Annotated in this window: 12 protein-coding genes and 2 pseudogenes; 7 read left to right on the top strand and 7 right to left on the bottom strand. The window is 67.6% G+C overall.

The genetic code is table 11. The features are described 5' to 3' along the window. Window positions 1–1129: aminotransferase class III-fold pyridoxal phosphate-dependent enzyme (locus ACK5F2_RS06905; protein WP_409863727.1), on the top strand; the 1129-nt coding region annotated here is incomplete at its 5' end. A gap of 49 nt (window positions 1130–1178) precedes the next feature. Here the strand turns inward: ACK5F2_RS06905 and aqpZ are convergent. From aqpZ to ACK5F2_RS06925, 4 genes are all read right to left on the bottom strand, one after another. Beyond that, on the bottom strand, window positions 1179–1886 hold the full coding sequence (gene aqpZ, locus ACK5F2_RS06910) for an aquaporin Z (protein WP_409863729.1): 708 nt from the start codon (window positions 1884–1886) through the stop codon (window positions 1179–1181). 177 nt (window positions 1887–2063) lie between these two features. After that, window positions 2064–2459, bottom strand: coding sequence for a VOC family protein (locus tag ACK5F2_RS06915; protein ID WP_409863730.1), 396 nt, complete (start codon window positions 2457–2459; stop codon window positions 2064–2066). A 136-nt stretch (window positions 2460–2595) separates the two neighbouring features. Then, entirely contained in the window at window positions 2596–2985 is a 390-nt protein-coding gene (locus tag ACK5F2_RS06920; protein WP_133603410.1) for a GFA family protein, read from the bottom strand. 86 nt (window positions 2986–3071) lie between these two features. Then, window positions 3072–3650 carry a class I SAM-dependent methyltransferase gene (locus ACK5F2_RS06925; protein ID WP_409863732.1) on the bottom strand — a complete coding sequence of 193 codons (579 nt, stop codon included), beginning with the start codon at window positions 3648–3650 and terminating at the stop codon, window positions 3072–3074. A 465-nt stretch (window positions 3651–4115) separates the two neighbouring features. On the opposite strand from ACK5F2_RS06925, the pseudogene ACK5F2_RS06930 reads away from it, so the two are divergent. After that, a pseudogene (locus ACK5F2_RS06930) lies at window positions 4116–4283 on the top strand (tyrosine-type recombinase/integrase); the annotation flags it as partial. 31 nt (window positions 4284–4314) lie between these two features. Here ACK5F2_RS06930 and ACK5F2_RS06935 read toward each other — a convergent pair. Further along, the gene (locus ACK5F2_RS06935) at window positions 4315–4809 is read right to left on the bottom strand and encodes an N-acetyltransferase family protein (RefSeq protein WP_409863734.1); all 495 of its coding nucleotides are present in this window, start codon (window positions 4807–4809) and stop codon (window positions 4315–4317) included. A 126-nt stretch (window positions 4810–4935) separates the two neighbouring features. Further along, window positions 4936–5553, bottom strand: coding sequence for a hypothetical protein (locus ACK5F2_RS06940; RefSeq protein ID WP_409863736.1), 618 nt, complete (start codon window positions 5551–5553; stop codon window positions 4936–4938). 170 nt (window positions 5554–5723) lie between these two features. On the opposite strand from ACK5F2_RS06940, the gene ACK5F2_RS06945 reads away from it, so the two are divergent. The 5 genes from ACK5F2_RS06945 to ACK5F2_RS06965 all read left to right on the top strand — a co-directional run bounded on the left by ACK5F2_RS06945 (window position 5724) and on the right by ACK5F2_RS06965 (window position 12021). Beyond that, complete coding sequence (locus tag ACK5F2_RS06945; RefSeq protein ID WP_409863737.1) at window positions 5724–6977, top strand: glycosyltransferase family 4 protein; 1254 nt, start codon at window positions 5724–5726, stop codon at window positions 6975–6977. Between the two features lie 256 nt (window positions 6978–7233). Then, the gene (locus tag ACK5F2_RS06950) at window positions 7234–8823 is read left to right on the top strand and encodes a mechanosensitive ion channel family protein (RefSeq protein ID WP_409863738.1); all 1590 of its coding nucleotides are present in this window, start codon (window positions 7234–7236) and stop codon (window positions 8821–8823) included. A gap of 93 nt (window positions 8824–8916) precedes the next feature. Continuing rightward, window positions 8917–10242 carry an anaerobic C4-dicarboxylate transporter family protein gene (locus ACK5F2_RS06955; protein ID WP_409863740.1) on the top strand — a complete coding sequence of 442 codons (1326 nt, stop codon included), beginning with the start codon at window positions 8917–8919 and terminating at the stop codon, window positions 10240–10242. Between the two features lie 7 nt (window positions 10243–10249). Then, complete coding sequence (locus tag ACK5F2_RS06960; protein ID WP_409863741.1) at window positions 10250–11329, top strand: N-formylglutamate amidohydrolase; 1080 nt, start codon at window positions 10250–10252, stop codon at window positions 11327–11329. A gap of 284 nt (window positions 11330–11613) precedes the next feature. Further along, complete coding sequence (locus tag ACK5F2_RS06965; protein WP_409863742.1) at window positions 11614–12021, top strand: hypothetical protein; 408 nt, start codon at window positions 11614–11616, stop codon at window positions 12019–12021. A 75-nt stretch (window positions 12022–12096) separates the two neighbouring features. On the opposite strand, the pseudogene ACK5F2_RS06970 reads toward ACK5F2_RS06965, so the two are convergent. Continuing rightward, window positions 12097–13091, bottom strand: a pseudogene (locus tag ACK5F2_RS06970) (ribonucleoside-diphosphate reductase, adenosylcobalamin-dependent); the annotation flags it as partial.

Consider the following 13091-nt stretch of genomic DNA (forward strand, 5'->3'; position numbering starts at 1 on the left):
CGAGCTGGGCCCCCTGCTGGGCGCCTATCACCCCCTGGTGGCCGAGAACGTGGCGCGGCTGCGCACGATCTCGGGGCTGGACGAGGTGAGCTTCCACATGTCCGGCACCGAGGCCGTGATGCAGGCCGTGCGCCTGGCCCGCTACCACACGGGCCGCAGCCATCTGGTGCGCTTCTGCGGGGCCTATCACGGCTGGTGGGAAGACGTGCAGCCCGGCCCCGGCAACCCCCAGCCCCCGCGCGACACCTACACGCTCAAGGACATGGACGCCAAGAGCCTGCAGGTGCTGCGCAGCCGCCGCGACATCGCCTGCGTGCTGGTCAACCCGCTGCAGATGCTGCACCCCAACAGCCCCGCGCCCGGCGACTCCACCCTGGTGGACGGCTCGCGCCGCGCCGGGGGCATCAGCCGCGAGGCCTATGCCCAGTGGCTGCGCGAGCTGCGCGCCGTGTGCAGCGAGCGCGGCATCGTGCTGATCTTCGACGAGATCTTCGTGGGCTTCCGCCTCGCGCCCGGCGGGGCGCAAGCCTACTTCGGCGTGCAAGCCGATATGGTCACCTATGGCAAGACCCTGGGCGGCGGCCTGCCCGTGGGCGTGCTCTGCGGCCGCGCCGCGCTGATGAAGCGCTTCAAGGAAGCGCGCCCGGCGGACTTGTGCTTTGCGCGCGGCACCTTCAACAGCCACCCTTATGTGATGGGCGCCATGGCCAGCTTTCTGGACCGGCTGCAGCGCCCCGAGGTGCAGGCCCTGTACGAAAACCAGGATGCGATCCAAGCTGGGCGCGCCGCGCGGCTCAACGCCGCCCTGGCCGCCATCGGCGCGCCGGTGCGGGTGAGCCAGCTCGCCTCCATCTGGACCGTGCTCTACACCCAGCCCTCGCGCTACCACTGGATGCTGCAGTTCTATCTGCGCCGCCAGGGCCTGTGGCTGTCCTGGGTGGGCACGGGCCGCATGATCTTCAGCCTGGACTTCGACGAGGCCCTGTTCGACCAGGAGCTGCTGCCCCGCTTCGTGGCCGCGGCCCAGGCCATGCTGGACGAGGGCTGGTGGTGGCAGCGCGAGGGCCTGAGCCACCAGCACATCAAGCGCGAGCTGCTCAAGGAGATGCTGGCCCAGCGCCTGGGCTGAAGCTCAGGCCGCCGGCCCCGCCGCCACAGCCCCCGCCACCATCATCGGGTCAGGCGGCTTGCTGCGCGGCCTTCTCGTCGCCACCGATGCACTTGTAGGCCAGGGCGCCCAGCACCGCGCCCACGATGGGCGCCAGCCAGAACAGCCACAGCTGGCTGACGGCCCAGTCCCCCACGAACAGCGCCACGCCGGTGCTGCGCGCCGGATTCACCGAGGTGTTGGTCACCGGGATGCTGATGAGGTGAATCAGCGTCAGGGCCAGGCCTATGGCCACCGGCGCCAGGCCCTGCGGCGCACGCTTGTCCGTGGCGCCCAGGATGATCAGCAGGAAGAAGGCGGTCATCACGACTTCGCAGACCAGGGCGGCCAGCAGGGAGTAGCCGCCGGGCGAATGGGCGCCATAGCCGTTGGAGGCACAGCCCTTGCTCACATCGAACCCGGGCGCCCCCGATGCGATCACGTAAAGCACCGCGCCCGCCGCCACGGCCCCCAGCACCTGCGCGATGACATAGGGCAGGACCTGGGCCGCCGGGAAGCGCCCGCCCACGACCAAGCCCACGGTCACGGCCGGGTTCAGGTGACAGCCCGAGATATGCCCGATGGCAAAGGCCATGGTCAGCACCGTCAGGCCAAAGGCCAGGGACACGCCCAGCAGTCCAATCCCCAATTCCGGAAAGGCCGCAGCCAGCACGGCACTTCCGCAGCCGCCAAGCACCAGCCAGAAGGTCCCGAGAAACTCTGCACCGAGTTGCTTCATCAATAACGCTCCCTGAGTTCGTCAAAGCTCGGGGGCTTGTCACCCCCTTGCATGGGTCAGGCAGCTTGTATCACGGCCCCTCTTGCGCTCCCCCGCTTCATGGCTGTCGAGCCCCAGAAGCAGGCGACAGCACAAACCCGAACGAGCGCTGGCAGCCGCAGTGGACGCCAGTCGGCCTCAGGCCTTGGGCCGGTATAGCGCGCAGAGCTTGTTGCCATCCGGGTCGCGCACATACGCCAGATACAGCTCACCGGACGGACCGGCACGCGGGCCGGGCGGCTCCTCGATGGCCGCTCCGCCATGGGCGACCGCCACTGCATGAAACTCGCGCAGCTGCTCGGGCGAGCTGCACTTGAAGCCTATGGTGCTGCCATTGCCGGCCGTGGCCGCCTGGCCGTCTATGGGTTCGCTCACGCAAAACGTGACCCCCTCATGCCGGTAGAACAGCCGCCGCTGCCCGGTCTTGTTGCTGTTCTCTAGCGCCTCACCGGCGCCCAGCACCTTGAGCACCGCGTCGTAGAAGCGCTTGGAGCGCTCGATATCGTTGGTACCGACCATGACATGACTGAACACAGGGCGTCTCCTGGAGGGGGTGGATCGTTGAAAGTCGTCGCGAGCATTCTGTCTCGGCGCGTTCATCCCGCCAAGCGCAAACCGGCTGGGCCGGACTTCAGCAAGCGCAAGCGCGAGGCTAGCTGCTACGCACCCGCTAGAACCAGAGGTCGCGAATGCAGCGCCCATCGCGCGGCAGGTCTTCCCATGTGTCCAGCCCGTCGAAGTGGTCGATCGGCAGATGCGCGATGGGCCCAGGCTCTGTGAGTCGCAGGTTCACTGCGATCCGGCGGCGCCCTTCCTGGTTGGGCTCCAAGGAACGCCAGTAGGCCAGGTTGCCGCACTCGGGGCAGAAGTGAAAACCCAGTGAGTTGCCTCGAACATAGGCCTTGGTCGCACCCGTGACCTGGACGCCTTCGTCTTGGTAGCCATACGCCCACAGGACACCATAGCGGCGACATGCCGTGCAATTGCACGCAGTGGCCGACTCCGGCATTCCGTCGAATTGCCAGTGAACCCGCCCGCAGTGACAAGAACCTTGGAGCATGGTGATCCTCGCTGGTTTGCGGTCAACGTTTGACATGCGGGGTGGCCAGACGGCGCAGCCGGCTGGACATCCCCTCGATGGAATGATTAGGTTGCATGGTGGAGCACCAGAGAGCCCCGAGCATGCAACTGACGGATGTGTTTGAAGCCGCCGAGGACAAGTGCTTCTTGCTGCTCGGCCACAGACATGTATAACTGGTCGTTCGACATTCCGCCTTCGCCAGAGAAGTGGTCGCAAACAAGATAGCTTCCGCCAGGCGAAAGAAGTGCCTTCACCTGTGAGTGAAGCGTGCGCGCTCGATTCTTGTGGCGCAGTTCGTGTACGGCCTGCAGAGTAACAACCACATCGAACTCTCCGAGCCCATTAACCCACGACTCGTCGAGAAAACTACGCTCGACAAACTGCACCCGGTGCGCAAGCAAACCAAGCCGTCCAGCCGCGAGCTCGTGCATGGCCGGTGAGAAGTCCAGCGCGACGTACTCGATCGCCGGCAGAGCCTTGAGAAGATACTCGGCCAAGAAACCTGGGCCGGAGCCAAGTTCCAGCACTCGCGCAGGCCGTCGAAGGGACGCCTCTTGGATGACGGAGGCAAACACCTCGAAGAACTCAACTCTCCAAGGTCGCTTGACCATCACTTCGTCCGCCCACGCACGCGCGTCTTCCATGCGGCGGAGGTCAACTGGACTCGGGACGTCTGCGTGCATCGCTTGCAACCTAACGAAGCTGTCCACCAACCCATTGCCCACGCGTCACGGACGTTAGCGGGCAGAAGGGGCGCTGGTTCAGCAGGGTTTTCATTGCGGCTGATTGTGGCGCCAACTGCGGGCGACTACGAGCGCTACCGAGCCCTGCTGATGGGGGATATCAGGCCCCTGGCCGTGACCCTCACCGCCTCCAGCCGCCGTGCGCCAGTTTCTCGACGTTGCGCACCGGGCAGAACAGTTGCCACTGCGTGCCACCTTGCTCAGGCCCCTGAGCGTGAAGCGGCTCGGCCGCTTGTTGTGCCCAAGGTTGGCGAACACCGGCTCCACGGTGGCGATGCGCCGGCTGGCCACGCCTCACACCCTGCGCCACTGCTTTAGTTCCGACGTAGCTTGAGTACAAGTTAGTCTGCACAGCAACTTCGTTGTGCCGCCCACCTGCTGCAAAACGGCAGCGATATTCGCACCGTGCAGGAGCTGCTGGGGCGCTCGGATGTGGCCCCCACCATGATCTACACCCATGTGCTCAGGCTGGGCGGTGGCGCCGTGCGCAGCCCGCTGGACATGCTGGCCGCTGTGCCGGAGGGCTTGGCTTGAGTCGTTCCGACGGGCTCATCGCCCGCGGCGCTCATGACTCCAGCGCGCGCTCCAACCACTGCGAACTGATGAATTGCCCGTTCTTGGACGCGTATTCGCTGAAGACGCCTACGGGCCGGAAGCCGAACTTCTCGTGCAGGCGCAGCGAGGCCGCGTTGGGCAAGGCAATGCCGACGACGGCGCGGTGCAGGCCCTGCCCGGCCAGGCCCTCGAACAGGGCCTGGTAGAGCGCCGATCCGACGCCGCGGCGCGCCGCCTGGGGATGGGCGTAGATGCTGGTCTCTATCGTGGTGTCGAAGGCCGGATGGGCGCGATAGCGCTGGCTGCTGCAATAGCCCAGCAGCCGGCCCGCCTGTTCGGCCACCAAGAGGCGATGAGGGCCGCGCCCGAACTGCGAGAACCAGGCCTGCATGGCCTCGGCCGACAGGGGCGCCACATCGAAGGTCGCATTGGAATTGGCGATATACCAGTCGCGCAGCTCGCTCAGGGCCGGCAGGTCCTCTGGTGTGGCGTGACGGATGTTCATGTGTTGCGCTGCAGACATCAGGACCGGGGCTCGCTGCAAACAGGCGACCCCGGATGCAAAAAAAGAGAGCCCGCCGTGCGGGCGGGCTCGGCAGGCCGGGAGCTTAATCGCGCCGTGGCTCAGGCCTCAATGCGCCTGCACATGCCCCATGGGGTCGATCAGCTCGCCGCGCAGAAGGTGCAGGGGCGCGCGGTGATAGAGCATGATGTCGTGGAAGGGGTCGGTGAGGATCTTGCTCATCCACACCAGGCCGGTCTGCACGCCCTGCAGAAAGAACAGATGCACGGTGCGGAACAGCAGTCCGGCCACGCCCAGCCACAGCCACATCCAGCCCACCTGGCGGGCAAACTCAATCAGGTTGGCGGCAGGCGCGGCAAAGGCGCCGAACAGCGTGGGCTGGGCCAGCAGCAGCAGGGGCGAGCCGGCCCACAGGGCCATCAGCACCACCTTGCGGCGCAGGTTGTAGCCCACCTTGATCTCTTCCTTGTGCTCGTGGGTGGCCTGGTTCACATGGTCATAGCCCTTGGGCTCGAAGAAGAAGTGCCCGGCCTGCCGGCTGCTCATGGACACCAACCAGGCCAGCAGGGCGGCCAGGGGCGGGTCGATGAAGAGCAAGCCGTAGGCCACCACAAAGCTGATGGCGCTGAGCAGGTGCAGGCTCTGGTTGATGCGGCTGTGGTGGTAGTAGCGGTGGTCGTCCCAGCGCTGGATGGCGAGCGCTTGCAGAAAGTCCGTCTTCTTCACATGGGCTCCTGAGAGTGAATGGCATCGATCGAGCAAGCGGCCCGACAGAGACTGAGGCCGGGACCGGCCGCGCGTGACCGGATGGTGAAGCGCCCAGATGACGCTGCGGTGACGCCAGGACTGCATGCAAGCGTCACGGTATTGCCTCATTGGCTTGCGAGCATGCGGGCATGAAGCCGCATGAGCCGCCCCCCGAGATCGAGGTCGACGAGATCCCGCCGCTGCGGCGCTCCCTGCGCGTGGCCATGGTCAGCGAGACCTACCCCCCCGAGGTCAATGGCGTGGCGCGCACCGTGGCCTGCGTGGTGGAGGGCCTGCGCGAGCGCAACCACGCGGTGCAGCTGCTGCGTCCGCGCCAGCGGCCCGGCGAGCAGGGCGCGGTGGCGGACGGCGATGCCGGTGCCGACTTCCAGGAGGTGCTGATGCGCGGCCTGCCCATCCCACGCTACCCGCATCTGCGCATGGGCATGGCCTCCAAGCGCAGCCTGGTGCAGCTCTGGACGCTGCGCCGGCCGGACATCGTGCACATCGCCACCGAGGGCCCCCTGGGCTGGAGCGCGCTGCAGGCGGCCAGCTACCTCAAGCTGCCCATCTGCTCGGACTTCCGCACCAATTTCCACGCCTACAGCAAGCACTACGGCATTGGCTGGCTGAACAAGCCCATCCTGGTCTATCTGCGCAAGTTCCACAACAAGACCCACTGCACCATGGTGCCCGACGCCGGCCTGCGCCAGGAGCTGGAGGGCCTGGGCTTCCACGGCGTGCGCGTGCTGGCGCGGGGCGTGGACACACGGCTCTTCAGCCCCGAACGCCGCAACCCGGCCCTGCGTGCGACCTGGGGCGTGGGCGAGCAGGACCCGGTGATCGTGCATGTGGGCCGACTGGCCCCGGAAAAGAACCTGACCCACCTGATCGAGGCCTTCGAAGCCCTGCGCCAGGTTCAGCCGCGCGCCCGCCTGGTGCTGGTGGGCGACGGCCCGGCACGGGTCGAGCTGCAGGCACGCCTGCCCGACGCCATCTTTGCCGGCATGCGCCACGGCGAGGACCTGGCCGCGCATTACGCCAGCGGCGATCTCTTCATCTTTCCCAGCCTGACCGAGACCTACGGCAATGTCACGGCCGAGGCCCTGGCCAGCGGCCTACCGGTGCTGGCTTACGACTACGCCGCCGCCAGCCAGTTGCTGAGCAATGGTGTGAACGGCTGGCGCGCCCCCCTGGGCAATGCCGCCGAGTTCCAGCGTCTGGCGCGCCTGATGACGGGCGATGTGGGCGGCCTGCGGGCCATGGGCCTGGCGGCGCGCCAGCGCGCCGAGCAGCTGGGCTGGTCCAGCATCGTGAGCACGCTGGAAGGCATCTACAACGGCCTGGTGGATGCCCAAGGCTTGGCCGTGCGCAACAGCGCCCGGACCAGCCTGGCCATCTGAGCCGCAGGAGCGCGCCGTCGCGGGGAGCAGGGCAAGAGCTGACCCCTGTCAAGCCCAGAGTGCCTGCGGCAGCGCAAGGGCTAGGGCTAGTCAAGAAGCCGTCCTTGCACTACCGTTGGCGCGGACTGCCCCTGCGCCCTCGGAAACCCGCCACGTCATGCCTTATCGGAAGCTGCCCGCCCTGCCCCTGGCCGTCCCGGCCTCATCCGCCCACGGAGTCGCTCCCTGCTCGGGCCGGTCGCTGCCGCTGATACTGATGCTCTTGCTCCTGGTGTCGCTCCTGGCCGGCCTGGGCTCGGCCTGGGCCGTGGGTGCGGTGGCCAAGCCGGCCGAGCCCGCCACGCTGCGCCTGCTCAACCGCGACATCGTCACCTTCCGCGTGGAGGTGGCCGGCGCATCGCCCCAGCGACGCGTGGACATCGCGCTGGAGCGCATCCGCGAACTGCCGCCCTCGGCCATGGACCTGCCGCTGCAGGCCATGCCCTTCGAGTTCCAGAAGACCACGGGCATGCAGTTCATGCTGGGGGATACCAATCTCTTCTCCGTGGTGGAGGGCGACCTGGACGGCGCGCGGGGCGAAACCCTGGAGGGCCTGAGTCAGCGCACCCTGGGGCGGCTGGAGCAGGCGCGCAAGGCCTGGCACGCCGCCAATGACCGCCCCCTGCTGCTGACGGGCCTGCTCAAGGCGGTGGCTGCCACCGCGGGATTTGCGGCCCTGGTGATGCTGGCCCTGGGCTTCTACCGCCGCAGCCTGCAGCGCTTGGAGGCGCTGCGCGATCGCATGGCCGCCCGACAGGTCGGCGTGGACTGGCGCGAGCTGCTGGCGCGTCTGGCCATAGGCACGACCCAGATCATCCTGTGGCTGGTGCTGCTGCTGTTTGCCTATGTCTGGGCCCGGCTGGCCCTGGCCAGCTTTGTGGCCACCCAGCCCCTGGCCCATGAGCTGGACGACTGGTTGCTGGACAAGCTGGCCTGGGTGGGGGAAGGCGTTCTGGAGGGGCTCCCCGGCCTGGCCACGGTGCTGATCGTGCTGCTGCTCACCCGCGCGGTGGCCGATGTGCTGGGCTACTTCTTCAACGCCGTTCAGCAGGGGCGGTTGCAACTGCCCTTTCTGCATCAGGAGACCACCACCGCCACCCGGCGCATCGTCACCATCATGGTCTGGGGCCTGGGCATCGCCATCGCCTACCCCTATCTGCCCGGTTCCAGCAGCGAGGCCTTCAAGGGCCTGTCCGTGCTCTTCGGCCTGATGCTCACCCTGGGCTCCTCGGGCGTGGTCAACCAGGCCATGAGTGGCCTGGTGCTGGTGTATTCGCGGGCGCTGCGCAAGGGCGACTTCATCGAGGTCAACGGCATGCAGGGCGTGGTCACCGAGGTGTCCTCCCTGGCCATCAAGATGATCAGCATCCGCAACGAGGAAATCACCATTCCCAATGCGGTGCTGGTGGCCAACCCCATACACAACTACTCCAAGCTCTCCCACACCCATGGCACCCTGCTCACGGCCAAGGTCACCATCGGCTACGACGTGCCCTGGCGCCAGGTGCACGCCATGCTGGAGGAGGCTGCGCGCCGCACACCCCGGGTGCTCAAGACGCCCGAGCCCTACGTCTACCAGCGTGCGCTATCCGACTTCTACGTGGAATACGAGCTGTTTGCGGGCATTGATGGCGCCATGCAGCGCGTGCCCATACAGTCGGCCCTGCATGCCAATATCCAGGACGTGTTCAACGAGCACGGCGTGCAGATCATGTCGCCCCACTTCCTGGGGCAGCCCAGCCAGGCCATCGTGGTGCCGAAAAGCGACTGGTACAAGGCGCCGGCCCACGCGCCCAACACAAGATGAGCGATTTCCAATAATCGCCAAGCGCGGCGACACAAGGCGGCGGCAGCGCGCAACATCAGGCCCTCGCCCAACAGCAGTTTCAGCGGAGAACTCATGGACATGCTCTTGATCCTGATACAGGGCCTGATGGTGATAGGCCTGATTGCGGTGGGTGTGCATTACAAGGGCATGGCCATCGGCCTGTTCGGCGCCGTGGGCGTGCTGGCCTTTGTGCTGTTGTTCAAGATTGCACCGGGCAGCGTGCCGGTGAGCGCCATGCTCATCATCATGAGCGTGGTGACGGCGGCCGGCGCCATGCAGCTGGCCGGCGGCATTGACTACCTGGTCAGCCTGGCCCAGAAGCTCATCCGGCGCTTTCCACGTCAGATCACCTTCGTGGCACCGCTGACCACCTACGGCTTTTGCGTGGGCGCGGGCACGGGCAATATCTACTACTCCCTGATGCCGGTGATCTACGAGGTGTCCTACGCCAACAAGGTGCGCCCCGAGCGGCCCCTGGCCCTGGCGGCCACGGCCGGGCAGCTGGCCATCACCTCCAGCCCGGTCTCTGCCGCCACGGCGGCCATGGTGGGTCTGATGGCGCCCCTGGGCTTCAAGATCACCGACATCCTGTCGATCACGGTGCCGGCTTCCATCCTGGCCATCATCGTGGCGGCCTTTGTGATGAACCGCCGCGGCAAGGAGCTGGAAGACGACCCCGAGTACCAGGCCCGCCTGGCCTCGGGCCAGCTCCAGCCGCCCAGCAGCGAGGGCCAGGCCAAGCCCGTGACCGCCGAGGGCAAGCGCTCAGCCCTGATCTTCCTGGCCGGCGTGATCTTCATCGTGTGCGCCGGCATCTTTGAGGAACTGCGTCCCCTGGTGATGGCCAAGGACAAGCTGGTCGAGGTGGATCTCTCACAGCTGATCCAGATCACCATGTTCACCGTGGCCGCCCTGATCACGGCGCTGTGCCGCATCAAGGCCGGCGACATCGTCAAGAGCCCCCTGTTCGACTCGGGCATGGTGGCCGTGGTGGCCCTGTTCGGCGTGGCCTGGATGGCCAATACCTTCATCGCCGCCAACCAGGAGGTGATCGTGGGCGGCCTGGGCGAGCTGGCCAAGCAGAACCCCCTCATGATCGCCGTGGCCCTGTTTGCCGTGGCCGCCATCACCACCAGCCAGTCCAGCGCCACCTTCTCCATCATTCCCATCGGCATTGCCCTGGGCCTCTCGCCCGCCACCCTGGCCGCCATGTGGCCCGCCGTGGTGGGCGTGTTCCTGCTGCCCACCAATGGCTCGCAGATCGCCACAGTGGAGCTGGACCTCACGGGTAGCACCCGCATCGGCGCGGCCGTGATCAATCACTCCTTCCTGCTGCCCGTGCTGATCTACACCGTGGTCTCGGTGGGGGCTGGCCTGCTGCTGGCGTCACTGAAGTGAGGCAAGAATGTCCAAGGATCTGCTGTGGATAGAAGCTGGGCGGCGCTTTCGCCCCGAGGAACTGGTTTTCTGGCAGGCCCGCGGCCGCCAGGCCCTGAGCGAGGTGGCTGAGGGTGTGGACACCCTGGTCCTGGGCCCGCATGCCAGCGCCGCCTTTCCGGCGGAGCTGCGCCCGCATGTCTCGCCGGCCCTGAGCCGGCGCAAGCAGTGCGACTACTCCGACTGCCTCACCGCTCCCCTGGGCCGGGCCTGGGCGGCGGCCGATGCGGGCGTGGTCTACATCGAGAACCCCGCCTCGCGCCTGGTGCAGGACGCCAACCGCGCCCCACCGGCCGATGCCCTGGGGGGGCTGCAGGAGTTCTTCCGCCGCCTGCACCGGCAGCGCGCGGGCGAATCCCTGAGCTTCGGCGGTGTCGATGCCATACGCCCCATCACCTTCAGCGGCGAGGACGTGCTGCTAGAGCCCGGCTCGCCGGCCCAGTGGCAGGCCCTGGGCGAGCTGCTGCGCGATGCGGCGGAGCGCAGCGTGGCGGTGTACCGCGCCTGCTGCGAGCAGGTGCTGGAACTGCTGCTGGAGAAGCGCCCGCCCGGCGCGCCCCTGCGCGTGATCAGCCTGCACGACACCATGAACACCAAGATGCGCGCCGACGGCGCCATCGTGGTGGAGCGCCCCGCCGAGGACAGACTGCCGGACTGGATGAATCTGGGCAATCGCGGCAATGAACAGGGCGACGAGGCGGGCGAGCCCCTGAGCCTGTCGGGCGCCGAGCTGCGCCGCATTGCGCGGGCCTGGGGGCAGGCCCTGGGCCTGGGCGAGGCGGAAAGCCAGCAGGCCATCCGGCTCAACAAGCCCTACAAGGGGGCTTACGAGACCCAGCACTTCGGCGCGCTGCTGCGCCCCCTGGGCCAGCCCCAGGTCGGCGCCCTGCAGCTGGAGTTCCGCCGCGAGGCCCTGCTGGATGCGGCCGCCCTGGCCCGGCTGCAGGCCCCGGGCCAGGACTGGCCCGAGCCCGCCGGCGAGCATCTGCAGGGGATTGCGGCCGCCCTGGCCCGTGCCGGCCAGGCCTTGCGCCGCGAACCGGCCTGAGCGACGCGCTGCGGCAGCGATCTGGGGCTGGGCACGGCCCCCTGAGCAGCCAGTACTGCCCTGCATCGCCGCGGTCGCCAAACGGGGCGATGCAGCCTATCCCTGGCTTGACCCACCCAGGCGCTCACATCGGACGCTCTGCCCTCATAATTCCCCGCAAATCAGGGACATACACAAGGTTCAGCCCTGCAGACCCTGTCTGGGTCTGATGCGGGCAAGGCGGGGGCTTCGTCCACGGACACCCGCATGCCGGCGGCGTCGGGAAACCTGGGGCGATGTCCTGCATGCATGAGCTGGAAGGGCACACGATGAATCCATTTCGCCAGATGTTTGCCTGCATGGTGGGCTTGCTCACTCTTGCCGGCCCTGCTGCCCACGCCAGCGGCGGCTGGGGCGCTGTCCTGCGTGACACGCCGATGGAGCAATTCAACGACGAGGACATACGCCTGCACATCGAGACGGCACTGAAGGTGCTGAACGCCCCGCCCTCTGCCGCGCCCGCCCAGTGGCGCAATGAGGCGACGGGCGCAGGGGCGAGCCTCGAAGTGGTGGGCGAACCCAAGGTGCAGGGCTACGCCGAGTGCCGGCGCGTGCGCTCGACAAGCTATGCCAGAACCGTCACGGCCAGCCATTCAAGCTGGACCGCATGCAAGGACGCGGGCGGTCGCTGGCTTGTGGTCAAGGTGGGGTGACGCCGACCTGAAACAGGGCTCCCGGCGTGGTGGCACCGGCCGGATGCTGCCCCTGCCCCGGGGCCGTGCCACCACTCAGCCGCACTGCCCCACATAGCCACAAGCGGTGCAGAAGTCGCAGCCGTCCTTGTGGATCATGGTGGCATTGCCGCATTCCGGGCAGGGCTTGCCAGCCTGGGTCTGGACCGCCATGCCCGGGGCGCTCTTGGGCGCCAGCGGCGACTGCAGCAGCCCCATCTCCACCAGGGGCATGCCTTGCTCGTCCAGGATGCCCAGCATGGCATAGCGGTGGATGACGAGCCGCGCCACATAGGCCACGGTGGAGGGCCAGATCTGCTGCCGCCGCTCGCCCGAGAGCGTGGGCACCGGCGCCATGAAATGGCCCAGGGGCTCGCCCACATTGAGCAGCTTGCGCAGCTTCATGCCGATCCAGGCCGGGTCCATGACCCGCATGTCCAGCGAGAGCAGGCGGGCCATGCCGTCCAGGGCCTTGGGATAGTTGCCCGAGAAGCCCATGGCGCAGGGGCGGGTCACGGTGCCGCCCTCGGGGGTGGGCAGGGTCACTTCCTTGAGTGTGAGCGTGAAGAGCTCGCCGGTGGCGGGGTTGTCCACATCCACCGCCCAGGCCAGCGTGCCCATGGTGCTGGTACGGGGCTCCTCGCGGCTGAACATGGCGTCGATCACGGGCGTGGGTCCGCCCTCCTGCAGGGCGCCCAGCTGCTCAGCGCGCCAACGGATCACCGCCGCGGTGGCTGCCACCACGCCGGGGAAAAGACGCGACTCGCCGCCCGGCGGCATGGGCATCTCGAAGGCCCGCTCCTCGGCCACGGTGGCCAGGGCATCGAGCTTGAGGCGCAGCCAGGCCGCGTCATTGGTACGCAGGTCCATGGACAGGGTCTTGGCCACGGCGGCCAGGCCGCGGGGCTGTTCGGCGCCATTGACCCAGACCTCGAAGGGCAGGGTCTTGCCGAAGAGCCCGGCATCCGGCCCCTCGGCCGGCAGCTCGCCCACGAAGAGGGCGAAGTCGCCATGCGGGTGGCGGATCATGTAGCTCCAGGCGGGATTGCCGT

Origin of the sequence: Roseateles sp. (genome assembly GCF_046300915.1) — a bacterium.
In the GTDB taxonomy this organism is placed as follows: Bacteria; Pseudomonadota; Gammaproteobacteria; order Burkholderiales; family Burkholderiaceae_C; genus Kinneretia.

What these genes read in the sequence shown, in the direction of transcription:
- ACK5F2_RS06965 (WP_409863742.1), top strand. Translation starts at nt 11,614, where the DNA reads ATGCATGAGCTGGAAGGGCACACGATGAATCCATTTCGCCAGATGTTT.
- aqpZ (WP_409863729.1), bottom strand. Translation starts at nt 1,886, where the DNA reads ATGAAGCAACTCGGTGCAGAGTTTCTCGGGACCTTCTGGCTGGTGCTT.
- ACK5F2_RS06925 (WP_409863732.1), bottom strand. Translation starts at nt 3,650, where the DNA reads ATGGAAGACGCGCGTGCGTGGGCGGACGAAGTGATGGTCAAGCGACCT.
- ACK5F2_RS06935 (WP_409863734.1), bottom strand. Translation starts at nt 4,809, where the DNA reads ATGAACATCCGTCACGCCACACCAGAGGACCTGCCGGCCCTGAGCGAG.
- ACK5F2_RS06920 (WP_133603410.1), bottom strand. Translation starts at nt 2,985, where the DNA reads ATGCTCCAAGGTTCTTGTCACTGCGGGCGGGTTCACTGGCAATTCGAC.
- ACK5F2_RS06950 (WP_409863738.1), top strand. Translation starts at nt 7,234, where the DNA reads ATGCTCTTGCTCCTGGTGTCGCTCCTGGCCGGCCTGGGCTCGGCCTGG.
- ACK5F2_RS06945 (WP_409863737.1), top strand. Translation starts at nt 5,724, where the DNA reads ATGAAGCCGCATGAGCCGCCCCCCGAGATCGAGGTCGACGAGATCCCG.
- ACK5F2_RS06955 (WP_409863740.1), top strand. Translation starts at nt 8,917, where the DNA reads ATGGACATGCTCTTGATCCTGATACAGGGCCTGATGGTGATAGGCCTG.
- ACK5F2_RS06960 (WP_409863741.1), top strand. Translation starts at nt 10,250, where the DNA reads ATGTCCAAGGATCTGCTGTGGATAGAAGCTGGGCGGCGCTTTCGCCCC.